The sequence below is a fragment of the Pseudooctadecabacter sp. genome (assembly GCF_020627745.1).
Classification (GTDB): Bacteria; Pseudomonadota; Alphaproteobacteria; order Rhodobacterales; family Rhodobacteraceae; genus Octadecabacter.
This window is the reverse complement of the sequence record NZ_JAHDGE010000005.1, coordinates 55,337-79,810: the sequence shown is the minus strand read 5'-3', so window position 1 is coordinate 79,810 and position 24,474 is coordinate 55,337. Positions and strand designations below refer to the sequence as shown.

At 58.3% G+C, this 24,474-nt stretch carries 22 protein-coding genes; 14 read left to right on the top strand and 8 right to left on the bottom strand.

The features are described from left to right. Positions 1 to 21 precede the first annotated feature (21 nt). From QZ653_RS03830 to QZ653_RS03800, 7 genes are all read left to right on the top strand, one after another. Entirely contained in the window at positions 22 to 801 is a 780-nt protein-coding gene (locus QZ653_RS03830) for a sulfotransferase family protein (RefSeq protein ID WP_296417743.1), read from the top strand. A 64-nt stretch (positions 802 to 865) separates the two neighbouring features. Further along, entirely contained in the window at positions 866 to 1,810 is a 945-nt protein-coding gene (locus tag QZ653_RS03825) for a YihY/virulence factor BrkB family protein (protein ID WP_296417740.1), read from the top strand. Between the two features lie 69 nt (positions 1,811 to 1,879). Continuing rightward, complete coding sequence (locus QZ653_RS03820; RefSeq protein WP_296417738.1) at positions 1,880 to 2,248, top strand: hypothetical protein; 369 nt, start codon at positions 1,880 to 1,882, stop codon at positions 2,246 to 2,248. Positions 2,249 to 2,269: 21 nt separating this feature from the next. Continuing rightward, on the top strand, positions 2,270 to 2,737 hold the full coding sequence (locus QZ653_RS03815; RefSeq protein WP_296417736.1) for a hypothetical protein: 468 nt from the start codon (positions 2,270 to 2,272) through the stop codon (positions 2,735 to 2,737). Next, on the top strand, positions 2,724 to 3,119 hold the full coding sequence (locus QZ653_RS03810; RefSeq protein ID WP_296417735.1) for a phage holin family protein: 396 nt from the start codon (positions 2,724 to 2,726) through the stop codon (positions 3,117 to 3,119). Before QZ653_RS03815 ends, QZ653_RS03810 begins: the two co-directional genes overlap by 14 nt. After that, positions 3,112 to 3,897, top strand: a complete 786-nt coding sequence (locus QZ653_RS03805) for a hypothetical protein (protein ID WP_296417733.1) — start codon at positions 3,112 to 3,114, stop codon at positions 3,895 to 3,897. Before QZ653_RS03810 ends, QZ653_RS03805 begins: the two co-directional genes overlap by 8 nt. A gap of 1 nt (position 3,898) precedes the next feature. Beyond that, entirely contained in the window at positions 3,899 to 4,906 is a 1,008-nt protein-coding gene (locus QZ653_RS03800; RefSeq protein ID WP_296417731.1) for an AI-2E family transporter, read from the top strand. A gap of 194 nt (positions 4,907 to 5,100) precedes the next feature. On the opposite strand, the gene QZ653_RS03795 is transcribed toward QZ653_RS03800, so the two are convergent. Further along, positions 5,101 to 6,171, bottom strand: coding sequence for an AI-2E family transporter (locus QZ653_RS03795; RefSeq protein WP_296417729.1), 1,071 nt, complete (start codon positions 6,169 to 6,171; stop codon positions 5,101 to 5,103). An 82-nt stretch (positions 6,172 to 6,253) separates the two neighbouring features. Beyond that, entirely contained in the window at positions 6,254 to 6,379 is a 126-nt protein-coding gene (locus tag QZ653_RS03790; RefSeq protein ID WP_296417727.1) for a hypothetical protein, read from the bottom strand. Between the two features lie 236 nt (positions 6,380 to 6,615). Here QZ653_RS03790 and rimP point away from each other — a divergent pair, with 236 nt between their 5' ends. The 4 genes from rimP to infB are packed head-to-tail and all read left to right on the top strand — an operon-like array spanning position 6,616 to position 11,951. Beyond that, positions 6,616 to 7,209, top strand: a complete 594-nt coding sequence (gene rimP, locus QZ653_RS03785) for a ribosome maturation factor RimP (RefSeq protein WP_296417725.1) — start codon at positions 6,616 to 6,618, stop codon at positions 7,207 to 7,209. Beyond that, positions 7,209 to 8,816 (top strand): transcription termination factor NusA, encoded by a 1,608-nt coding sequence (gene nusA / locus QZ653_RS03780; protein WP_296417723.1) that lies wholly within the window; start codon positions 7,209 to 7,211, stop codon positions 8,814 to 8,816. The genes rimP and nusA overlap by 1 nt, the downstream gene beginning before the upstream one ends. Positions 8,817 to 8,838: 22 nt before the next feature. Beyond that, on the top strand, positions 8,839 to 9,471 hold the full coding sequence (locus QZ653_RS03775) for an RNA-binding protein (protein WP_296417722.1): 633 nt from the start codon (positions 8,839 to 8,841) through the stop codon (positions 9,469 to 9,471). Next, entirely contained in the window at positions 9,468 to 11,951 is a 2,484-nt protein-coding gene (gene infB / locus QZ653_RS03770) for a translation initiation factor IF-2 (protein WP_296417721.1), read from the top strand. The genes QZ653_RS03775 and infB overlap by 4 nt, the downstream gene beginning before the upstream one ends. A 337-nt stretch (positions 11,952 to 12,288) precedes the next feature. Here infB and QZ653_RS03765 read toward each other — a convergent pair whose 3' ends face one another. From QZ653_RS03765 to QZ653_RS03755, 3 genes are read right to left on the bottom strand one after another with little or no spacing between them, the layout of a single operon-like run. Next, positions 12,289 to 12,687 (bottom strand): (deoxy)nucleoside triphosphate pyrophosphohydrolase, encoded by a 399-nt coding sequence (locus tag QZ653_RS03765; protein WP_296417720.1) that lies wholly within the window; start codon positions 12,685 to 12,687, stop codon positions 12,289 to 12,291. Further along, entirely contained in the window at positions 12,684 to 13,898 is a 1,215-nt protein-coding gene (argJ, locus tag QZ653_RS03760; protein ID WP_296417717.1) for a bifunctional glutamate N-acetyltransferase/amino-acid acetyltransferase ArgJ, read from the bottom strand. The genes QZ653_RS03765 and argJ overlap by 4 nt, the downstream gene beginning before the upstream one ends. Beyond that, complete coding sequence (locus QZ653_RS03755) at positions 13,898 to 14,752, bottom strand: peptidylprolyl isomerase (protein WP_296417716.1); 855 nt, start codon at positions 14,750 to 14,752, stop codon at positions 13,898 to 13,900. Before QZ653_RS03755 ends, argJ begins: the two co-directional genes overlap by 1 nt. Before the next feature lie 186 nt (positions 14,753 to 14,938). On the opposite strand from QZ653_RS03755, the gene secA reads away from it, so the two are divergent. From secA to QZ653_RS03740, 3 genes are all read left to right on the top strand, one after another. Beyond that, positions 14,939 to 17,650, top strand: coding sequence for a preprotein translocase subunit SecA (gene secA / locus QZ653_RS03750; protein WP_296417868.1), 2,712 nt, complete (start codon positions 14,939 to 14,941; stop codon positions 17,648 to 17,650). Between the two features lie 121 nt (positions 17,651 to 17,771). Then, positions 17,772 to 18,917 carry a hypothetical protein gene (locus QZ653_RS03745; protein ID WP_296417711.1) on the top strand — a complete coding sequence of 382 codons (1,146 nt, stop codon included), beginning with the start codon at positions 17,772 to 17,774 and terminating at the stop codon, positions 18,915 to 18,917. Between the two features lie 401 nt (positions 18,918 to 19,318). Then, entirely contained in the window at positions 19,319 to 20,458 is a 1,140-nt protein-coding gene (locus QZ653_RS03740; protein WP_296417709.1) for an OmpA family protein, read from the top strand. Here the strand turns inward: QZ653_RS03740 and radC are convergent. The 3 genes from radC to dnaK all read right to left on the bottom strand — a co-directional run bounded on the left by radC (position 20,455) and on the right by dnaK (position 24,445). Next, positions 20,455 to 21,273, bottom strand: a complete 819-nt coding sequence (gene radC / locus QZ653_RS03735; RefSeq protein ID WP_296417707.1) for a RadC family protein — start codon at positions 21,271 to 21,273, stop codon at positions 20,455 to 20,457. The genes QZ653_RS03740 and radC overlap by 4 nt on opposite strands. A 40-nt stretch (positions 21,274 to 21,313) precedes the next feature. Beyond that, a complete protein-coding gene (gene dnaJ, locus QZ653_RS03730; protein WP_296417706.1) occupies positions 21,314 to 22,459 on the bottom strand; it encodes a molecular chaperone DnaJ in 1,146 nt (381 codons plus the stop codon). A 72-nt stretch (positions 22,460 to 22,531) separates the two neighbouring features. Continuing rightward, entirely contained in the window at positions 22,532 to 24,445 is a 1,914-nt protein-coding gene (gene dnaK / locus QZ653_RS03725) for a molecular chaperone DnaK (protein ID WP_296417703.1), read from the bottom strand. Between the last annotated feature and the right edge of the window lie 29 nt (positions 24,446 to 24,474).

The window sequence follows — 24,474 nt, the reverse complement described above, 5'->3', positions numbered from 1 at the left end:
GAAAACTTTTTGGTCTGTCAAATGACGCCCGCGAAGGCGCCGCGCTATGTCTTCATTGGCGGGCTGCATCGGTCCGGCACATCCCTCGTCAACCGTCTGGTCAATATGTTGCCCGGTGCAGGCGGCATCACGGGCGCGCCGGTTCCGGAAAATGAAGGTGTCTATCTACAAGGGGCGATCCCCCATACCGCACAAAGCGGACGGCCCATGCATTTCGCGACCAATCCGGACGAACACCTTACCGAACATCATCACCTGAACACTTTGGCCACGCGCCAGCGGCTGGATCACGACTGGGACCCGTGGTTCGCGCCGGGGCTGGTCTGGCGGGTTGAAAAGTCCCCTGTCAACCTGACGCGGATGCGTTTGTTGCAACAGCTCTTTCCGACCTCGCAGTTCATTGTCCTGTTGCGCCACCCAGAGGCCGTCGCGGCCTCAACCGCGGCTTGGGTCGATACCCCCCTGCCGCAATTGCACGACCATTGGACCGCAGCCTATGCGCAAATGGAACAGGACCTTCCCTTCCTCCACGCAGTCATGTGCCTGAGGTATGAAGACATTGTCGCCGACCCCCGGCAGGCCATGCGGCAGATCGCGGCTTATCTATCCCTGCCGTGCGGTCCCGCGTCTGAAGACATCACCGACGGCAACGCTGCCTATCGCGATACGGTGCGAATGGATGACATGCCCGCCGCCTACGCCCGCCGTTGGGGGTATCAGCCGGGGCTTGTGACTGTGCCCTTGCCCTTGCAAGTGTCCCATCCCTTGCGGGCGGTGCGTGACGCGACCGTGGCCGCCTAGCCGAGGAACCATCATCCCCTGCCGCACGTTCCCCCCAAGACCCACCCGATAACGGAGACCCCCGATGCCCAGAGGCCGCGCCGCAGACAAGCCGACCGAAATTCCCGCAAAAGGGTGGAAAGACATCCTCTGGCGCGTCAAGGACGAGATCGCGGATGATCGCGTCAGCCTCATTGCCGCCGGCGTCGCCTTCTACGGCTTTCTTGCTATCTTCCCTGCGATCGCTGCGCTGATGGCACTGTCGGGCCTGTTTCTTGAACCCTCCGACATCACGGATCAGATCAGCGCCCTGGCTGGTCTGGTGCCACAGGATATTGTCGATATCATCCTCGAACAGGCCACCGCTGTCACCGGATCGTCAGAGGGCGGTCTTGGGCTTGCGGCACTTTTGTCCCTCCTGCTTGCGATTTACTCAGCGTCCAAGGGCGTGGGCAGTTTGATGGACGGGCTCAACGTGGCGTACGACGAAAAGGAAGAACGCGGCTTCATCAAACTCAAGGCTGTCACGCTGGGACTGACAGCGCTGATCATCGCGGGACTGTTGCTCGCCCTTGTGGTTGTTGCGGTTCTGCCGGCGGTGGTGGATTTCTTCCGGCTTGGCCCTGTGGGCGAACCGCTGGTGCTGGTGCTGTCATTCGTGGTGCTGGCCGCGCTGACCATGGCGGGCCTTGCGGTGCTTTACCGCTACGGCCCCAGCCGTGATGCAGCCGAATGGTCGTGGGTGTCATTGGGCGGCCTCGTCGGATGTGCCCTCTGGATCGTCGCCTCTGCGGGCTTTGCTTTCTACGTCAGCTCCTTTGGCAGCTATAACGAAAGCTTCGGCGCGCTGGCTGGTGTGGTCATCCTGCTGACATGGCTCTGGATGTCGGTGTTCATCGTTCTGATCGGTGCCGAACTCAACGCTGAAATGGAGGCCCAGACCCGCCGCGACACCACCCAAGGCCAAGATGTGCCCATGGGCCACCGCGATGCGGAAAAGGCTGACACTTTGGGCGAAGCGCAGACCTGACACCATATCATAGGGAACAAATGGGGTTTGATAACCGTTCACTCAGCAGGACAACTTAAGGAGAAGCAGATGGCTACTCAATCCCGCTCTAAGACCGCAGACACCCCTGCGAAACGCAAGGCCAACGGATCTACCAAGCTGGCGCAGGATCCGAACGCACGCATCATCAAATCCGACGAAGACACCTCTTTGACTGCAAAGGTGAGCGATATGGCCGCCTCGGCCAAGGATCAGGCGGCACAGATCGCCGATCAGGTCACCGACAGCGTTCGCAGCCACGCCGAAACCGGCGTCGCACAAGTCCGCAAGGCGGCTGAAACCGGCCAGCAAGGCGTGCGCAGCTTTGAAGCACAGGTGCGCGACAATCCCCTGATCGCCATGGGCGCCGCCTTTGGTCTGGGTGTCGCAATCACCTTGCTTATCAAATCCAGAGATTAAAGTCATAAGGAGGACCCTACCATGGCCCGCAATGATACCCCCCTCGACGACGTAAAGGCAAAAGTGCAGGACCTCGGCCAGGATGCCGCAGCCGCCGCACGCGCGAAGGTTGACGAAGCGGCGCACGCAGCCCAGTCCCGCGCGACCGCCGAAGTGTCTGCCGTTGCCAACGCTGCCGACGCTGCAAGTGACGAACTGCCTTCCGGCAGCATTCAGGCGCAGATGGCCGATCAGGTTGCCGCTGGCGCCGAATATCTGGCCCAATCGGTGGCCGACATGGACGTCAACGCAGTGACACAGCAGATCACCGATTTCGCGCGGCGCAACCCGCTGGTGTTCATCGGTGGCGCGGCCCTTGCCGGTGTGGCGCTGTCACGCTTCCTCAAGGCACGTGATCCGTCCCCCATCGCGCAAACCTATAGCGATGACGACCCGTGGCACAGCCGCGATATTGACGCAGCTTTGGGGGGCTTCGATGTCCCATCCTGATCCCCGCACCGCACCTCATCTGATTGCAGACACCCTGCGGCACTTCTCCGGCCTTATGCAGAAAGAGGTCCATCTTGCCCGCGCCGAGATGTCCAACAACATCTCCCGTGCGGCCATGGGCGTGGCCTTTTTCGGCATTGCCGCTTTGATGGTCCTCACCGCGTTGAACGTGCTGGCCGGTGCCGTGGTAGGCTATCTGACCGAAGGCGGCATGAACGCCGGGACCGCAGCATTGATCGTCGCAGCCGTCTTTTTTGCGGGGGCTCTGGTTCTGGTGCTGATGGGCAAATCCCGTTTGTCCGCTGACGCCCTCGCTCCGACGAAAACAATGCACAACGTGCAGCGCGACGTGGAAACCGTGAAAGGGGCCACTCATGGCTGATCTAAAGGAAATCGAACGCGAGGCGGCCGCCGAACGTCAGGAACTTGCAAAGTCCCTTGACGCGCTGACCAATGCTCTCGCTCCGCAAAATCTGAAGACGCATGCAGCCACAATGGTTGAGACCTACGGCAATGATGTTGCCCGTCAGGCGTGGGACGCCGCAAAAAAGAACCCCGCAGGGTTTGTGATGGTCGGAGCAGGTCTCGGCCTGCTTCTTGCCGGAACAGGCGCGCGCACATCCGCGCCTGATGTGGACCCTGCCCAAACGGTCCGACCTCCGCAGCCCCACGATGCCCTTTATGGATTTGACGAACGCGTGGCCGCAGCAGATCAGGCCATGACTGCACAGAAAGGATCAACAATGTCGAAGTCACCTTCTGCCAAGTGGATGCGCGACCGGATCGAAGACGGTCTCGATAAACTGCCACCGAAAGCACGCCTGCGCGTCCGCGAAGCACGTCAGGCTGCCGTGAACGCCCAAGAAAAAGTTGAAGATCAGGCGCGTCGGGCTGCGCGTAAATCATCGGCCGCGATGCAGTCACAGCCGCTGGCCGTCGGGGCGGTAGCGCTGGGGATCGGCGCGCTGATTGGTGCCCTTTTGCCCTCCTCCCGTCGCGAAGACGAACTCATGGGTGAACAGCGCGACAGGTTCATGTCCCGTGCGCAGGGTGTCCTGCGTGAAGAGATGGACAAGCTGCATGCGCAGGCCAAAACCCGCATCAACGCACCCGCCGGTGAGACACCGGAAACTGTGCGACCCGTTCCAGCACGGCACTAAGGTGAAAGACTCTGTAAGACACGACGATCCGGCGACGGTCGTTACTCAAGGCACGCTGGTTACAGCGTGCCTTTGCATTTTGGCAGGGGTTGCACTCGTATCGGCTCTGGTTCTTGCCAAGGCCATTCTGGCCCCCATTGCGCTGGCTCTGGTGTTGGGCATCGTAGTGTCGCCCGTTGTGGAATTCCTCGTGAAAAAGGGGGCTCCACGTATCCTGCTCTCGGTTGCGATGGTCTGGATCATTCTGGGTGCGATCTTTGGATTGCTGTTGCTGGTCGAACCCGCTTTTTCCATGGTGAAACGAATACTACCCGACATCATGGATACGGTGCGGATGTATCTTGCCTCATTCTCTGATGTCTTCGCAGGTCTGGAAGAGGTCAACCCCGACAGCGAAGACCCCGCCGTCATCGACGAGACGACCTTGGCCGACCAGATTCCCAGTGTCAGTCAGGCCATTTGGCTTGCACCGAATTTCGGGGCACAGTTCCTTATTTTCGTCGGCACGCTGTTTTTCTTCGTCCTTACAAGAAACGAACTCTATGCAGCGCTGCCCCAACGCGCCGAAACCTTGTTGCGGGCCGACCGCGCGGTTTCCAGCTATTTCGCGGCGGTCAGTTTGGTGAACACCGGCCTTGGCGTCGCGACCGGCGTTGTGATGGCCCTGATCGGCGTTGAATATCCGATCTTCTGGGGCCTTGCCGCTGCGGTGTTGAACTTCTTTTTGTACCTCGGTCCCATCTGTATCATCGGCGGCCTTCTGATCGCCGGTCTGGTCCAATTCGGTGGCGCATATGCCTTTCTGCCACCATTGGCCTTTTTTGCCCTGAACTCCATCGAAGCCCAATTCGTGACACCCCTGATTGTCGGTCAACACGTCCGGGTTAATCCGCTGTTCGTCTTTTTGTCCATCATCACCGGATTGTGGATCTGGGGGCCCGTCGGCGCGATTGTTGCGCTGCCATTCGTGATCTGGATCAAACGTATCGTGGCCCCGTCAGGAAGCTGACCGCAACGTCATGACCGTCAGTCGGATGCTGAGCGCATGGGGCTTCAATTCTGGGCGGGCCATTCAGCCAGATCTAGCAAAAGCGCGCTCGTTACGCTCGGCGCGTTCGATGGCGAACGATCTGGCGACGGTCACCCATCCGATGCAAGGGTATGGATCAAAAGGACCGCGGCACAGGCGGCGTGGCGTCTCGTTCAGGATCGGGTTTCGCGGATTGGCGACAGGATGAGTGATACGACATTCCAGCCAGGCACGTTGTCGGCGATGGATTTGATGATCACAAGAAACGGCACCGCAATGACAACACCCGGAATTCCCCACAGCCACCCCCAGACGACGACTGTCAGAATGACCGAGACTGCATTGATTTCCATCTGCTGGCCGACCAGCGCAGGCGTCACAAACTGCCCCTCAAAGCTGCTGAGTGTCATGTAAAGGAAAGGCGCAAGCGCGGCGTAGGCGATGGTATCGAACTGGATAATCGCAATGGCAAAGACAGCGACTGACCCCGCCATGGCCCCCAACACCGGAATAAAGTTCAGCAAGAAAGCAACGACGCCCCAAATCCATGGCATCGACAGGCCAAGACCCCACATCGCGGCGGCCACACAAACCCCAAGGCCCGCGTTGATGGTCGTGATCGCCAAAAGGTAACGTGAAATTCCACGTTCCACATCGCTGAGCGCCTTGATTGCCATCTCGCGTTGTTCGGCTGTCTTGGACAGCCTCGACAATTTGTCGATGATGAGGGGGTTTGACGACAAGAAGAACAGGGCCAGCACAAGGGCGATCATCATCGTGGTGAGTATGGTCACTGCACCGGATGCGGCGGTTGTCAGCAGTTGGGGCTGTTCGACCGTCACCCGCTGTACGTCGTCGTCGTCCGATCCGGCCTCTTCCGCGATTTCCTCGACCTGGCGTGCGACATCGCGGACCGTTTCGACACTGTCCGTCAATCCAGCGACCTTAATTCGGATTTCGTTTTCCAAAGCAGGAAGATCGGACAGCCAGAGGGAGACAGGGGCGGCCACCACCAGAAGGGTCAACGTCAGGGCTGATCCCAGACTGATGATAATCAGCGTGGCGGCGACGACCTGATTCAGCCCCGCGCGCACAAGACCGCGGCAAAGCGGGCTGAATGTCATTGCGATGATCAGGCCCAGCAAGATGGGCAGCACCAGTTCGCGTGTGAAATACACGGCCCCGAAAAGCAGCAGGAACAATATCCCTGCCAAAAGGTATTTGATTGTCTTGAGGTCAGACACGCGCATTTCTTTCACGATGTATGATGAAACGCGAAGCTGGTCAGGAAGGTTCCGCAAGCAAGTGCGCTTGCGGAAACCTTTTTTATGCAGGCGTAAACGCGCCTTCCGCGATACGTTTTTTCATGGTGCGCATCATCACCAGATACATCAGCGCGACGCCGCACAAGAACGACCCTCCACCGACTGCGAACAACAATGTCATGTCCATGTTTGAACTCCTTTCATCTTTGACGGGGTATGGTTAACGACCGATTGGGGCGGATTTTGGGCGGGGGGGTGCGGCCCTTTGGACCGGACAGAAGCAGCCCTTGCAGTTTTGTTCCGGTGCCCGTATATGTCCCTCAACAGCGGCGCTTCGGCCTCCACCCCCGAAGCCCACCGGATACACCAACGGGCCGCGGGCCCGTTTTTTTGTGCCCGCTGTCCAACACGCCAGAGGACCCAATGTCAGACCTGATCGCCCGCGCGGCCATGGACCGCCGCATCACAGAAATCATTACCCCGGTCGTTGAAGACATGGGGTATGAGGTCGTGCGCGTGCGTCTGATGACCGGCAAGGAATCGATCCTGCAGATCATGGCGCAGAAACCCGATGGCACGATTGAGGTCGATGATTGTGCGCAGATCAGCACTGCGGTGTCTGCGGTTCTTGATGTGGAAGACCCGATTCTTGATGCCTACACGCTTGAGGTTTCAAGCCCCGGCATCGACCGTCCCCTGACGCGTCTCAAGGATTTTGAACAATGGGACGGGTTTGAGGCCAAGATCGAAACCGAACAGCTGATCGACGGGCGCCGCCGGTTCAAGGGCACTTTGCAGGGGATCGAAGGGTCCGAAGTTCTGATCGAAATTGAAGAGAACGGCGAACCTTTGACCATCGGCTTGCAATTCGACTGGCTGACCGATGCGAAACTTGTTCTGACCGATGAGTTGATCCGCGATGTTTTGCGCGGCCGCAAGGATGCCGGTCAGATCGACGAGACACAATTTGACGAAGTTGAGACCGTGTTGGACGGCTCTGAAGAGGAGAAAGACTGATGGCGATTACATCTGCCAACCAGCTTGAACTGTTGCAAACCGCCGAGGCCGTGGCCCGCGAAAAACAGATTGATCCCGGACTGGTTGTCGAGGCGATGGAAGAAAGCCTCGCCCGTGCTGCCAAATCCCGCTACGGCGCGGAAATGGATATTCGTGTCAGCATCGACCGCAAGACGGGCCGTGCAACGTTCACACGTGTGCGCACCGTGGTCGAGGATGAGGAGCTTGAAAACTATCAGGCTGAATTCACGGTTGAGCAGGCCAAGCAGTATATGGAGAACCCCGAGGTCGGCCAGCAGCTGATCGAGGAGGTCCCGCCTGTCGAAATGGGCCGTATTGCCGCGCAATCGGCGAAACAGGTGATCCTGCAAAAGGTCCGCGAAGCGGAGCGTGACAAGCAATACGAAGATTTCAAAGACCGCGCCGGCACCATCATCAACGCGCAGGTCAAGCGCGAGGAATACGGCAACGTTATCGTTGACGTCGGCACCGGTGAGGCGATCCTGCGTCGCAACGAAAAGATCGGTCGCGAAAGCTATCGCCCGAACGATCGCATCCGGTGTTTCATCAAGGACGTGCGTCGCGAACAGCGTGGTCCCCAAATCTTCCTGAGCCGCACCGCGCCCGAATTCATGGCGGAACTGTTCAAGATGGAAGTGCCTGAAATCTACGAAGGCATTATCGAGATCAAGGCTGTCGCCCGTGACCCCGGGTCGCGCGCCAAGATTGCCGTAATCTCCTATGACGGATCCATCGACCCCGTCGGCGCCTGCGTGGGTATGCGCGGCAGCCGCGTGCAGGCCGTTGTGAACGAATTGCAGGGTGAAAAGATCGACATCATCCCGTGGAACGAGGACATGCCGACGTTCTTGGTGAACGCGCTTCAGCCTGCTGAAGTGTCCAAGGTCGTTTTTGATGAAGACGCCGAACGGATCGAGGTCGTCGTTCCAGAGGAGCAGTTGTCGCTGGCGATCGGCCGTCGGGGCCAGAACGTGCGTCTGGCGTCCCAGCTGACCGGTCTCGATATCGACATCTTGACCGAAGAAGAAGAATCCAAGCGTCGTCAGGCGGAGTTTGAGGTTCGTACCAAGCTGTTTATGGAAACTCTTGATCTGGATGAATTCTTTGCCCAGTTGCTGGTCTCCGAAGGGTTCACCAACCTTGAAGAGGTGGCTTACGTCGAAGTGGACGAATTGCTGGTCATCGACGGCGTCGATGAGGCCACCGCAGGTGAATTGCAGGCCCGTGCCCGTGACGTCATTGACGCACAGAACGCCAAGGCGCTGGAGAATGCCCGTGCGTTGGGCGTCGAAGACAGCCTTATTGCATTCGAAGGTCTCACACCCCAAATGATTGAAGCGCTGGCAAACGACGGCGTTAAAACGCTTGAGGATTTTGCAACCTGTGCGGATTGGGAACTGGCCGGTGGCTGGACCGTCGTGGACGGCGAGCGCAGCAAAGATGACGGGTCGCTTGAACCCTTCGATATCAGCCTTGAGGAAGCACAGGACATGATCATGACAGCCCGCGTTATGCTGGGTTGGGTCGATCCGGATGACCTTGTGTCTGCCGAAGAGCCCGCCGAAGACGAGGAGCAGGAGGCCTGATCTCAGGCCTCCGAGGCACCTGATGGCGCGTGGTGGACGCACCAAGGACCGTGATGTCCCAGACCGCCGGTGCATCGTCACCGGTGACGTCTCGCCCAAGGCGGGGCTGATCCGTTTTGTCGTAGGTCCTGACGGGTCGGTTGTGCCGGATGTGCTTGAAAAGCTGCCGGGTCGTGGCATGTGGGTGACCGCAAGCCGCGATGCGCTGGACAAAGCCGGACGGGGACAATTCTCCAAGTCGGCGAAGGCCCCTGTGCAGGTGCCCGATGGTCTGGCCGATGAGGTGGAACGCCAACTCGCGCGACGGGTTGTTGACCTGATTGCCCTGGCCCGAAAGGCGGGCCTCGCAGTTTGCGGGTTTGAAAAGGTCAAAGGATGGTTGGCTGGCGGGGCCAATGTCCGCGCATTGCTTCAGGCCTCTGACGGGTCCGAGCGCGGAAAGACGAAACTTTGGACGCCTGAGGGCGCACGATATTACGGATGCCTGACGGCTCAGGAATTGGGTTTGGCATTCGGACGGCAAACTGTGATACATGGGGCGCTCGCCTCTGGTGGACTCAGTGACCGTGTAGTAGAGGAAGCCGCAAAGCTGAGAAGCCTGCGAGAGATAAGTGGCGGTGACGACACCGCCCGAGAGGATAGTAAAGCTACATGAGCGATTCAGACGGCAAAAAACCACTTGGAATTGCACGGCCCGGTCAGGTGAAGCAAAGCTTCAGCCACGGTCGGACCAAAAGCGTTGTTGTTGAAACAAAGCGCAAGCGCGTTGTTGTGCCCAAGCCCGGTGCAGCCAAGCCTGCGGCATCTGGCGGTGCTGCGAAAACGCCTTTGGGCGGTGACCCGTCCAAGCGGCCCGCCGGTATTTCCGAGGCCGAACTTGAACGCCGCATGAAGGCATTGCAGGCCGCCAAGGCCCGCGAGGCGGAAGATGCGGCCAAACGTGAGGCCGAAGAAAAGGCCCGCGCTGAGGAACGCGCCAAAAGGCGTGCCGAACAAGAAGCCAAAGAGCGCGAGGAAAAAGAGCGCGAGGAGGCCGTTAAGGCCAAGCAGGACGAGGAAGAGCGCAAAAAGCGCGAAGCCGAAGCTGCCGCGCAGGCCGCTGCCGCTCCTGCTGCGATTGATCCCGCAGTTGCGCCGGCCCAGCGTCGCGCGCCCGGTGGTGCCGCACCGGCTGCCACCCCCCGCAAGAAAGAAAATGACCGCGACAGTCGTGGCAAAGCCAAGCAGGACGACGGTCGTCGGTCTGGCAAGCTGACATTGAATCAGGCTTTGCGCGGCGGCGAAGGTGGCCGTCACCGTTCCATGGCGCAGATGAAGCGCCAGCAGGAACGTGCCCGCAAGAAAGCCATGGGCGAAGCGGTCGAACGCGAAAAGGTCATTCGTGACGTGCAAATTCCCGAAGCCATCATGGTGTCGGAACTTGCCAACCGTATGTCCGAGAAAGTCGCGGATGTTGTGAAGTCGTTGATGACCAATGGCATCATGGCGACACAGACCCAGACCATTGATGCGGATACCGCTGAACTGATCGTTGAAGAATTCGGCCACAACGTGGTCCGCGTATCAGACGCCGACGTGGAAGACGTTATCAATATCGCTGATGACAAACCGGAAGACCTGCAAGGTCGTCCACCGGTCATTACAATCATGGGTCACGTCGACCACGGTAAGACATCGCTGCTGGACGCAATCCGCAACGCCCGTGTTGTGGCGGGTGAGGCCGGTGGCATTACCCAGCACATCGGTGCGTATCAGGTCACAACCGAAGGCGGGTCTGTTCTGACCTTCCTCGATACACCTGGCCACGCGGCGTTTACCTCCATGCGTGCCCGTGGTGCGCAGGTCACGGATATCGTGGTTCTGGTGGTTGCAGCGGACGACGCCGTGATGCCGCAGACGATTGAGGCGATCAATCACGCAAAGGCCGCGAATGTGCCGATGATTGTGGCGATCAACAAGTGTGACAAGCCCGCCGCGAACCCAGATAAGGTCCGTACCGATCTGTTGCAGCACGAAGTCATCGTCGAAAAGATGTCCGGCGAAGTGCAGGATGTTGAAGTGTCCGCGACCACCGGTCAGGGCCTTGATGAACTGCTTGAGGCGATTGCGTTGCAGTCCGAAATCCTCGAATTGAAGGCCAACCCTGATCGCGCCGCCCAAGGTGCCGTGATCGAGGCGCAGTTGGATGTCGGTCGCGGTCCGGTGGCGACCGTGTTGGTGGAAACCGGCACGCTCAAACAAGGCGATATCTTTGTTGTGGGTGAACAGTGGGGCAAGGTCCGCGCGTTGATCGACGACAAAGGCGACCGCGTCAAAGAGGCTGGCCCATCGGTTCCGGTTGAGGTTCTTGGCCTGAACGGTACACCTGAGGCCGGTGACGTTCTGAACGTGACATCCACCGAGGCGCAGGCGCGTGAGATTGCGGAATACCGCGAGAATGCCGCGAAAGAAAAACGCGCGGCTGCCGGTGCGGCTGTGACCCTTGATCAGTTGATGGCAAATGCCAAGGCCGATGAAAACGTGTCCGAACTGCCCATTCTGGTGAAAGCCGACGTGCAGGGTTCTGCCGAGGCTATCGTTCAGGCGATGGAGAAAATTGGCAACGACGAAGTCCGTGTGCGGGTTCTGCACTCCGGTGTGGGTGCGATCACGGAATCGGATGTTGGTCTGGCCGAAGCCTCCGGCGCTCCGGTGATTGGCTTTAACGTGCGTGCCAATGCGTCAGCGCGGAACACCGCCAACCAAAAGGGCGTCGAGATCCGTTACTACTCGATCATCTACGATCTTGTGGATGATGTGAAAGCAGCGGCCTCAGGTCTGCTGTCTGCGGAAGTGCGCGAAAAGTTCATCGGTTACGCGAAGATCAAAGAGGTCTTCAAGGTGTCCAACGTCGGCAAAATCGCTGGTTGTCTGGTCACCGAAGGCGTTGCGCGCCGGTCCGCCGGTGTGCGTTTGCTGCGCGACGACGTGGTGATCCACGAAGGCACATTGAAGACGCTGAAACGCTTCAAAGATGAAGTGGCCGAGGTTCAGTCCGGGCAGGAATGCGGCATGGCGTTCGAGAATTACGAAGATATCCGTCCGGATGACGTGATCGAAATTTTCGAGCGCGAAGAAGTAGAACGGTCTCTCTAAATTCCAGACCAGAACATAAAAACATAAAAAGGGACGCCAATCCGGCGTCCCTTTCCTTTTTTTGAATATATCAAAATCTCAGCTTGGTCGTCTCGACACCGGCGTCCCCTCGTAAAGTCGGTCATTCACAGACACGACGACGCATCCGTTCGACAGTTCCTTTACGAAAAGCCCCTGAATTTGAACGTAGTTTCCTACCGTAATCGTCCGAAGCATAACATCCTCCCCAGGTAATGCTTGAAATGTTGCGGACCTCACTCCTGATCCGCGGATACAAAACAACGATCAAAGGGCTGCAGCCCCCACAGTCAGAAGGCTAGATGAATTTACTGTAAGGTCAAAGCCAATCTCTCAGGATCGGGATAAGGGGGACGTCGGCCGCAGGCATCGGATAATTCCTCAGGTCCTTGCCCTGCACCCATTTCAACGTTTGGCCTTCCCGCGGACGGGGTGTGCCCTCCCACTTTCGGCAGGCAAACAGCGGCATCAGCAGATGGAAGTCTTCATAGACATGACTGGCAAACGTCAGCGGCGCGAGGCAGGAATTCCAGGTCTGTATGCCGAGTTCTTCGTCCAGCTCACGGATCAATGCCGCTTCCGGCGTTTCGCCCGCCTCTACCTTACCGCCCGGAAATTCCCATAGGCCTGCCATGGATTTTCCTTCGGGCCGTTGGGCCAGCAACACCCGACCATCGACATCAATAAGTGCAACGGCAGACACCAGAACAGATTTCACGACCGGTAATCCGCATTGATGGTGATGTAGCCATGGGTCAGATCACAGGTCCATACCGTGCCCAAACCGCCCGCGATTCCAAGATCGACAGAAATCTCGATCGTCTCGTTGCGCATGTAGGCCGCGCCGGTGTCTTCGGTATATGTGGGCGATACCCAGCCGTGTTCGGCCACCAGAATATCCCCGAACCTGATCGTCAGCTTGTCCCGATCCGCCTGACAACCGGATTTGCCGACCGCCATGACAATCCGGCCCCAATTCGGGTCCTCGCCAGCTATGGCCGTTTTCACGAGGGGGGAATTGGCGATAGAGAGCCCGACTTTCCGGGCTTCCAGATCGGTTGCAGCGCCCGTCACGCGCACTTCGACGAACTTCGTGGCACCTTCGCCATCTTTTACAACCTGATGCGCAAGGTCGAGCATGACACCGTACAACGCCTGTGTGAAACCGGCGGATTCCGTCACATCGACACCAGAGGTGCCCGTCGCGGCGATCATAAGGCTGTCCGATGTTGATGTGTCGCTGTCGACGGTGATGCAATTGAACGTCTGATCGGTCAGCGCGCCCAACAGGGCCTGCAGTGCGGGCTGTTCTATTTTGGCATCGGTGAACAGGTAGACAAGCATCGTCGCCATATCGGGCGCAATCATGCCGGACCCTTTGGCGATGCCCGCAATCTTGACGGTTTCGCCCTCAATCTCGATTGAGGCACTTGCGCCTTTGGCAAAGGTATCTGTGGTCATGATGGCGCGGGCCGCGCCCTCGATCCCTTCGGGGGCAAGATCGCCCTTCAGCCCCTCGATAACGGTGGTGATCCGATCATGGGGAAGACGTTCACCGATGACGCCGGTAGAGGCGGTGAAAATCCGATCTGCCGCAACACCGGTGGCCGCTGCGACCGCATCGCAAATCGCCGCAACCGACTTTTCGCCCGCTGACCCGGTGAAAGCGTTGGAATTGCCGGAGTTCACAAGGATCGCTGCAGGGGTGGATGGGTCACTGCCCAGTTTCGCCTGACAATCCAGAACCGGGGCGGACCTTGTGGATGATCGTGTAAAGACCCCCGCCACAGATGTGCCGGCGACCAGTTCAGCCAGCATCACATCTGTGCGGCCCTTGTATCGGACCCCCGCCGCCGCCGATGCAAACCGGACCCCGTCAATGACAGGCAAATCGGGAAACGACGCGGGGGCAAACGGGGAAAGGGCCATTACTCTTCCAGAAGATCGAGGTTCTGAATAACCGAGTAGTCGAAATCACCGGCTTCGGGCAGTGTGATCTCGGCCTCTTCCGTCAGGGACGCGATCAGGGCCGTAAGCTCCGCCTGCTGAACCTCCGATGTCAGTTCCGCCCGCAACTCATCCAGGGTGGGCAGGTCGGACTGGCGCGTTTCGTTCAGCTTGACCACATGCCAGCCGAATTGCGTTTCGACAGGGGCGGAAATTTCGCCAACCTCAAGGGCCATGACCGCTTCTTCGAACGGTGCGACCATCATGCCCGGACCGAACCAGCCGAGGTTGCCGCCATTCGGGCCTGATGGCCCTGTGGACCGGTCTTGCGCCGTTTCGGCAAAATCGGCGCCGCCTTCCAGAAGGGTCACAATCTCCTGGGCTTCTTCCTCGGTCTCGACAAGGATGTGTGCTGCGTTAAATTCCATTGTCGGCTCGACGCCTTCGAAACGGGCATCATAGGCAGCCTGAAGGTCTGCTTCATCCACAGGGGCCGAGGTGATGGAATTCACAACCTCACCAGCCATCAGCGACCGAAACTCGTTCTCGAGGGTCATTTCGACACGGGCCGGCGTCTCATCAAGCGAATTGGCCAGCAGTTGCTGGTTCACCAGCTGATCGACAAGCCCGTTAAACACCACTTCGTCGGGCAGCTGCTGATATTGCGCGGGAAGCTGTGCCCGCAGCATAATCATCTGGCCCAGCGTAATCTCCGTGCCATCGACAGAGGCCACGACCGTATCGGCTGTCGGTTCGGAATGCGCGTCTGCCAGCGCCGTTCCGGCGGTCAGTGCAAAGGCAGCCGCAGTGGCCAGAAATTTGGTATGATAACCCATGTTAACAGTCCCTTGATAAGCCGCGAGAGGCCGCGGCGTTGACACCTATGTAGCGGCCCCTTACATCGCATAAAGGTCCCGAGGGGGCCGGTCTTGTCCCCATGTCTATGGGGTGCGCTGAACAGGCACAACCAACCTCCTCACACTTTGATGTCAGAGACGCGGAATGCCGCGCTTGGAGAGAATATGCTCGGTCTTGGAACGCTCACGAAAAAGGTCTTTGGAACGCCAAACGACCGCAAGGTGAAGGCCACCCGCCCGCTGGTCGAAAAGATCAACGCGTTGGAGCCTGAGTTCGAAGCGCTGAGCGATGAGGGCATCAAACAAAAGACCGAAGAACTGGCGCAGCGCGCCATGGGTGGTGAAAGTCTGGATGCCATCCTGCCAGAGGCATTTGCCAACTGTCGCGAGGCGGCCAAACGCAGCTTGGGACTGCGCGCGTTTGACACGCAGCTGATGGGTGGCATTTTTCTGCATCAGGGTAATATTTCTGAAATGAAAACAGGTGAGGGTAAGACCCTTGTCGCCACGTTCCCTGCCTATCTGAATGCGTTGACGGGCAAGGGTGTGCACGTGGTGACGGTGAACGATTACCTCGCCAAACGTGACGCCGAATGGATGAGCCAGGTTTATGGCGCGCTGGGCCTGACGACCGGTGTGATCTACCCCCAGCAGCCCGAGGATGAAAAGCACGCGGCGTATCGCTGCGACGTGACCTATGCCACCAACAACGAATTGGGTTTTGATTACCTGCGCGACAACATGAAGGCTGAACTGGGCCAGATGAACCAGCGCGACCACAACTTCGCAATCGTGGATGAGGTTGATTCCATTCTGGTCGATGAGGCGCGGACGCCGCTGATCATCTCTGGCCCTGCCCAGGACCGCACCGATCTGTATCTGGCGATTGACAAGATCATCCCCGAAATCCGTGAAGAACATTTCACCCTGGATGAGAAGACCCGCAACGTGAACTACACGGATGAGGGCAATGATTTTCTGGAGGAACGGCTATCCGGTGCCGGCCTCCTCCCCGAGGGGCAAACCCTCTATGATCCTGAAAGCACGACCCTCGTGCATCACGTCAATCAGGGCCTTCGTGCACATAAGCTTTTCACCAAGGACAAGGACTATATCGTCCGCGACGGCGATGTCGTTTTGATTGACGAATTCACCGGTCGGATGATGACGGGCCGCCGTTTGTCCGATGGTTTGCATCAGGCGATTGAGGCCAAGGAAGGCTGCAAGATCCAGCCTGAAAACGTGACGCTGGCCTCTGTGACGTTCCAGAACTACTTCCGGCTTTATAACAAGCTGTCCGGCATGACCGGCACGGCCCTTACCGAAGCAGAGGAATTTCAGGAAATCTACGGCCTTGGCGTGGTAGAGGTTCCGACGAACCGGCCCATCGCCCGTGTGGATGAACACGATCAGGTGTACCGCACCGCGAAAGAGAAATTCGACGGTGTGGTAAAAGCCATCAAGGAGGCCCACGCGAAGGGCCAGCCGACATTGGTCGGTACGACGTCCATCGAGAAATCCGAATTCCTGAGCCAGCTTTTGACCGCCGAAGGCGTGGCCCATAATGTCCTGAACGCACGTCAGCATGAGCAGGAGGCCCAGATCGTGGCCGATGCCGGTAAGCTGGGCGCAGTGACGATTGCCACCAACATGGCGGGTCGCGGAACCGACATCAAACTGGGCGGCAACGTCGAATTCAAGATTATGGAGGCGATCGCCGCCGATCCTGACGGCGACGCCGATGCGATCCGTGCCCGCATCGAAGAAGAACACAAGGCCGACGAACAGGCCGTCAAGGACGCTGGCGGATTGTTCGTGTTGGCAACAGAACGCCACGAAAGCCGCCGGATTGACAACCAGCTGCGCGGGCGGTCCGGCCGTCAGGGTGACCCGGGCCGGTCCTCGTTCTTCCTGTCTTTGGAAGACGATCTGATGCGCATCTTCGGGTCCGAACGTCTGGACAAGGTCCTGTCGTCGCTTGGCATGAAAGAAGGCGAGGCGATTGTGCACCCATGGGTGAACAAATCCCTCGAACGGGCACAGGCCAAGGTCGAAGGCCGCAATTTTGACATTCGTAAACAGCTTTTGAAATTTGACGACGTGATGAATGACCAGCGAAAGGTCATCTTCAGCCAGCGGCGCGAGATCATGGAAGCAGAGGACCTGTCCGAGATTACCGCCGACATGCGATCGCAGGTGATTGACGACTTGGTCGATCAGTACATTCCCGCCAAATCATATGCCGACCAGTGGGACACTGAAGGTCTGTACGCACAGGTCATCGCGCAACTTGGTATCGACGTTCCTGTCATTGAATGGGCCAACGAAGAAGGCGTCGATGACGAAGACCTGCGCGAGCGGCTTGAAAAAGCTGCCGACGATCACATGGCCGAGAAGGAAGAAGCGTTCGGCAAGGATGTGATGCGCAATATTGAAAAGCAGATCATCCTGCAGACCATTGATGCAAAGTGGCGCGAACATCTTTTGACACTGGAACACCTCCGGTCTGTCGTCGGGTTCCGTGGGTATGCACAACGTGATCCGCTCAATGAATACAAAACAGAATCTTTCCAGCTGTTCGAAAGTCTGTTGGACAGCCTGCGGTCGGATGTGACCCAGAAACTCGCACAAATCCGGCCCATGACGCAGGAAGAACAGCAGGCGATGATTGCGCAGGCACAACAGCAACAGCGTCAGGCCGCCGCGGCGGCGGCTGCCGCCTTTGGTGGAACGGCTGCGGCTGGACAGGCATCTGCAGATGCAAAACCCGGTTTTGATGAGGCTGATCCGACAACCTGGGGCAATCCGGGCCGCAATGATCCTTGCCCCTGTGGGTCGGGAAAGAAGTTCAAACATTGCCATGGCAGTTTGACCTAAAAGCAAGGTAAACGCCGCTTTTCCGCCGTAATCCCGACTGAAAGACACCCAATCACTGCCCTTCAAAGGACATGCGGTTGGGGCAGTTATGCTTCTGACCCTTTTGGGAAGGAGTGGACGAATGGCACAATTGAAGAAAATCGGCATGGCTGCCGGCACGTTCAGCGTGGCCTTGGGCATCGGCTTTGTCATGCAGAACGGCGATGCCCTCGCCAGTCGGTTTGGATCAGAGGATGTGGCAGGCCCCGCGCCGTTTGCCGCGACGCCGGATACACCTGTTTCTGTCATTCAGGCCAGCACCGGAGGTGAAGAAGCGGCGATTGAACCTGCTACGCTTGTAACCGCAACGCCAGTCACCTTGGCTGAACCATCTGCCGATGGACTCCAATTTGCCGCGAACGACCGGTCTGTAACCGCCCCGTCCTTGGATACCCCCGCGCCTGTGTCCGATGTTGCGGTGAATCTGCCCGACACGGCCCGCCTGCCGGAAACACCGCAAGCGCCGGTTCAAATGGCGAGTATCGACGCAGAGGCAATGCCTGACATCGACGTCTCTTCTGAACGCGAAACCATTACCGTGGACGCGGACTGTGTTCCGACAATGATGGCCGCTCCCGCAGCTGCCGCGATGGTTGATGTCGCGCTGGTCGCACCTTGCCATATTGATACGGCCTTTACTGTCCATCATCAGGGCATGATGTTTACCGCCATGACCGACGAAGACGGCACAGCCAAGGTCACGGTCCCGGCCCTCGCAGAAACCGCTGTGGTCATCGTTGCGTTCGAAAACGGGGATGGCGCGGTGGCGACTGCCGTGGTTCCCGAATTTGCATCCTATGACCGCGCCGTTCTGCAATGGCAGGGCAACGCTGACATCATGCTGAGCGCTTACGAGGACAACGCCAATTTCGGCGATCCATCACACATTTACGTCGACAATCCCGGTGACATGGCCCGGTTGGAGGCATCCGAAGGGGGCTATTTGATGCGCCTTGGTGTTGTCGCGACGGACAATCCGCTGATGGCTGAGGTCTATACATTCCCGACCGCTACGGCCTCCAACCCCGCTGATGTGGTGCTGGTCGCGGAGGCCGCCATTACCGCAGAAAACTGCGGAAATGAACTTGCTGCGCAAAGCATTCAGGTTTCCCCCGATGGCGAAACATCGGCCCTCGACCTGACAATGATGATGCCCGATTGCGATGCTGTGGGTGACTTTCTGATCTTGCAAAACATGTTTGAGGACCTGACACTCGCCTCAAGATGATTTGGGCGAATGTAAGCTGGTTTCAAAAACGAATACGATGTGCGGCGGTTTTCGCCGCACACTTCGTTTGTGCGGGCACCGCCCTGGCTGAAAATGTTGTCTTTCACAGCCCTGACGACGCGGTGGTGATCGAAGGGCAATTTGTCGATTTTGACGGGTCGGTCGTAACAGTTCTGTCAGACGCGGGCCTTGTGTCTTTCCGTGCTGACGGAATGACGTGCGAAGGACCGGAATGTCCGAATTTTGAAAACTATGTGCCTCGCATTCGCATGGTTGGTGCCGCGCGCATGGCGGACGTTCTGCTCCCATCTCTCATAGATGCATACGCCCGCGATTTAGGGTGGCAGGTGCGGGAAAATGCAAAAGGTTTTGCCCTTTCCCGCTCCGATGGCTCACCCCAGTTGGACATTGCGCTGACTGTCGCAGAACCCAAGGCGGCGTTCGATGAATTTATCGGTCATGAAGCCGACGTCCTCATGTCAGTTCGCGAGTTGAGCACAACCGAACTGTCCACAGCGCAATCCCACGGACTTGGCAGGTTGGATCGCGCACGTCAGGCCCGTATTCTGGCATTGGACGCCTTGGTTCCGGTTGTCGATGTCGCCTCCGGCAGGGCAACAATCGAAATGTCGACCCTGACCAAGGCATTCGCGGGCACCTCTGATTTATTCAATGTGGTGACAGCACAGTCACTGGCAGGTCAGATGGAGGGGTTCGAGGACCGGTTCATGTCCCCCTTTGGGCTGTCGATCGGGCCCGACGCGAACACGGTTGACGATATTGACACCCTTTTGACGGATCTGGGCGCGTCGCCGAACCGGCTTGCTTTGGTGCCCTATGGTCAGACGGGTACGACCCAGCCGCTCGCTCTGAGTGGTCCATGTGGATTGCAATCGCAGCCTGCGTTCCTGTCCCTCAAGACGGAAGACTACCCTTTGACCTTTCCGATGTTCCTTTACCTGCCACAACGCAATCGTCACCCGCAGGTTGAGGCGTTTCTGGATTGGATGCGGTCTCCGTCGGCCCAGTTGGTTATCCGTCGCGCGGGGTTCGTCGATCTGGCGGCGGTGCCCATTCCGTTGGCGGATCAGGGCGACCGGTTGGCCGCTGCGATTACCTCGGCTGGTCGTGAAATCCCTTTGGGAGAGTTGCAGCGGATGATCCGGGTCCTGTCACCGCAGGTCAGAATGTCCTCAACCTTTCGGTTTGAACCGGGTTCGACCCGTCTGGACGGGCAGTCGCGATCAAATGTCATGCAGTTGGCTCAATCGGTTCGGGATGGACGCTTCGGGGCAAAGCGTCTGATGTTTGTCGGGTTCAGTGATGGGCGTGGGCCAGCAGAGGCCAACCGCGATCTTTCCGCAGCCCGCGCGGAGGCCGTTCGCCGCGCCGTCGAGGCTGCACTGGGCGGGAACATTCCGGCAAATGTCACGCTGGACGTCGAAGCCTTCGGTGAAGCCCTTCCCATGGCCTGCGATGATACCATCTGGGGTCAGCAGACCAATCGGCGTGTCGAGTTGTGGGTCGGTGACTTGCCTTAGATAATCCCTTGCGACCTGAAGCTCAGTTCACGGGCACGACCAATGATCAGATGATCATGCAGCGTCAAACCCAAGGCCTGAGCCGCCGACATGATCTGTTGGGTCATGTCGATGTCTTCCTGCGATGGCGTCGGATCACCGGACGGATGATTGTGAACAAGGATCAATGCCGATGCATTCAGTTCCAGCGCGCGTTTGACAACCTCGCGCGGATAGACCGGCACATGATCCACAGTACCTTCACCCTGTTGTTCATCGGCGATCAGCACGTTCTTCCGATCCAGATACAGGACACGGAACTGTTCAATATCGCGGTGCGCCATGATGGTATGACAATAGTCCAGAACGGCATCCCATGAGCTGATGACATGGCGCTGCATGACCCGGGCCCGTGCCATCCTGTGGGTCATCGTTTCCATCACCTTGAGTTCAAGAGCCACAGCAGGGCCCACGCCCTCAACCTGTTCCAATCTGCCAACCGATGCCGACAGAACGCCATTGATGTCACCGAAGGTATCTATCAGCCGACGCGCAATCGGCTTTACGTCCTGCCTAGGAATGCAGCGAAACAATGTCAGTTCCAGAATCTCGTAATCCGGCATAGCGGCCGCCCCACCGGTCAGAAACCGGTGCCGCAGACGTTTACGATGATCCGCAAGATAGGACGGTACTTTGGGCTTTTTTCCCGCAATGGTTTTTGCAGGTTCGATTTTGACGCTGGCCAGCGGCGGATCGAAGGGTTCGATCAACTGGACTTCGTCATCATCAAAAAGTGCGGCCTGAGGGCCTTCGGCAAAAAAGGGCGCATGTTTCATGCGCCCCTTTGTCGGGTGATTCCATTTCTGAATGGTTAATTCAGCCCTTCATCGATTCCCAAAAGGATTTGACCGATTTGAAGAAGCTGGAACTTTGGGGATTGTTTTCCGCCGAAAGCTCTTCGAATTCGCGCAGCAATTCTTTTTGCCGTGTCGTCAGGTTGACCGGTGTTTCCACGGCCATCTCGATGAACATGTCGCCGGGTCCTCCGCCGCGCAGGGCAGGCATACCCTTCGCCCGTAAACGCATCTGACGGCCCGACTGGGACCCCGCCGGAATTTTCACCCGTGACCGGCCACCGTCGATTGTCGGCACTTCGATATCGCCGCCCATGGCGGCTGTGGTCATAGACACAGGCACACGGCAGAATAGGTGGTTGCCTTCACGTTCGAACAGTTCGTGATCGCGAACCTCGATGAAGATATAAAGATCACCCGTCGGTCCACCGCGCATACCGGCTTCACCCTCACCGGCCAGTCGGATACGGGTGCCAGTTTCGACACCGGCGGGGATGTTGACGGACAAAGATTTTTCTTTCTCGACGCGGCCCGCACCATGGCAGGTGTGACACGGATCCTTAATGGTCTGGCCCATGCCATTACAGGTCGGACAGGTGCGTTCGACCGTAAAGAAGCCTTGCTGCGCGCGGACCTTACCCATGCCCGAACAGGTCGGACAGGTTTGTGGTTCAGACCCGCCTTCGGCACCCGTCCCATTGCAGGACCCGCAACCAACGGAGGTTGGCACGGTGATAGTTTTGGCAAGACCGGCATAGGCCTCTTCCAATGTGACACGCAGGTTATAGCGCAGGTCGTTGCCACGCTGGGCGCGGTTCTGACCGCCGGCGCGTCCACCGCCCATGTTGCCGAAAAGATCGTCGAAAATGTCCGAGAAGGCCGATCCGAAATCGCCTTGGCCACCCATACCACCGGGGCCACGGCCCCCGCCGCCCATGCCACCTTCGAAGGCTGCATGACCGTAGCGGTCATAAGCGGCTTTCTTGTCGCCGTCTTTCAGAACGTCATAGGCCTCACCCACTTCTTTGAACTGGGCTTCGGCGTTTGGATTGTCGGAATTGCGGTCGGGGTGAAGTTCTTTGACCTTGGTGCGGTAGGCTTTCTTGATCTCATCAGCCGATGCGCCCTTGGACAGCCCCAAGACCTCATAATAATCGCGTTTTGACATGATCGTGTCCCCTTACCTGGGATGCACAAGACCGGCCCGGTTGCCCGAGCCGGTCTTGCTAAATCGCAGCCCTTAGGCCCGCTTGTCGTCGTCGAGGTCTTCGAAGTCGGCGTCGACGATGTCATCGGCGGCCCCTTCGTCGGCACCCGGCATGTCAGGTTCGGCCTCACCGGCCTCTTCCTGCGCGGACTTGTAGATCGCTTCACCCAGCTTCATGGCGGATTCCGTCACGTTCTGGATGCCGGATTTGATCTTGCCAGCATCGTCACCTTCAAGGTCGTCCTTGAGGGCCGCAATCGCCAGTTCGATCGCCTCGATCGTGGTTGGGTCGACTTTGTCGGAATGCTCTTCCATAGACTTTTCAGTCGAATGGATAAGGCTTTCCGCCTGGTTCTTCGCCTCGACCAGTTCCTTACGGTCCTTGTCGGCCTCGGCGTTCTCCTCAGCGTCGCGCACCATGGCTTCGATGTCCTCATCGGACAAACCACCGGAGGCTTGGATCGTGATCTTCTGTTCCTTGCCGGTGCCCTTGTCAGACGCGCCCACGGACACGATGCCGTTGGCGTCGATGTCGAAGGTCACTTCGATCTGGGGCATCCCGCGTGGGGCCGGTGGAATCTCTTCGAGGTTGAACTGACCGAGCATTTTGTTGTCGGCGGCCATCTCACGTTCACCTTGGAACACGCGGATCGTCACGGCATTCTGGTTGTCTTCCGCGGTGGAGAAGATCTGCGACTTTTTCGTCGGGATCGTCGTGTTGCGGTCGATCAGACGGGTGAAGACACCGCCCAAGGTTTCGATACCCAACGACAATGGCGTCACGTCCAGCAGAACCACGTCCTTGACGTCACCTTGCAGAACGCCGGCCTGAATGGCGGCACCCATGGCCACGACTTCGTCAGGGTTCACACCCTTGTGGGGTTCTTTGCCAAAGAACTTGGACACTTCTTCGATGACCTTGGGCATGCGGGTCATACCACCGACAAGCACGACTTCGTCGATGTCGTCGGTTTTCAGACCGGCGTCTTTCAACGCAGCTGCGCATGGCTTCATCGAGGCTTTGATCAGATCACCCACAAGGCTTTCCAGCTTCGCACGGGTCAGTTTCACGACCATGTGCAACGGCGAACCGTCGGACCCCATAGAGATAAACGGCTGGTTGATTTCCGTGGAGGACGCGGAGGACAGTTCGATCTTGGCTTTCTCAGCGGCCTCTTTCAGACGCTGCAGGGCCATCTTGTCTTTGGTCAGATCAACGCCGTTCTCTTTTTTGAACTCATCCGCGAGGTAGTTCACGATGCGCATGTCGAAGTCTTCGCCGCCAAGGAACGTGTCGCCGTTGGTGGATTTCACTTCGAACAGGCCATCGTCGATCTCAAGGATGGTGACGTCAAATGTACCGCCGCCAAGGTCATAGACCGCAATCGTCTGGGTCTCTTTCTTGTCGAGGCCATAGGCCAGCGCCGCCGCTGTCGGTTCGTTGATGATGCGCAGAACCTCAAGACCGGCGATCTTACCGGCGTCTTTCGTGGCCTGACGCTGGGCGTCGTTGAAGTAGGCAGGAACCGTGATCACGGCTTGGGTCACTTCTTCGCCCAGATAGCTTTCAGCGGTTTCTTTCATCTTTTGCAGGATGACAGCAGAGACCTGAGCAGGGGAGTATTTCTCACCCTTGGCTTCCACCCATGCATCCCCGTTGCCACCGTTGATGACGGCGAACGGCATGTTCTTTTTGTCCTTCGCAAGGTCCGCATCGTCGAACCGACGGCCGATCAGACGCTTGACGCCAAAGACAGTGTTTTCAGGGTTCGTGACGGCCTGACGTTTTGCAGGCTGACCCACCAGACGTTCATCGTCGGTGAAGGCCACGATAGAGGGGGTCGTCCGCGCACCTTCGGCGTTTTCGATAACGCGAGGCTGCGAGCCGTCCATGATTGCGACGCAGGAGTTCGTTGTCCCGAGGTCGATGCCAATGACTTTTGCCATGTTCAAATCCCTTTCCTAGGCGATGTGAG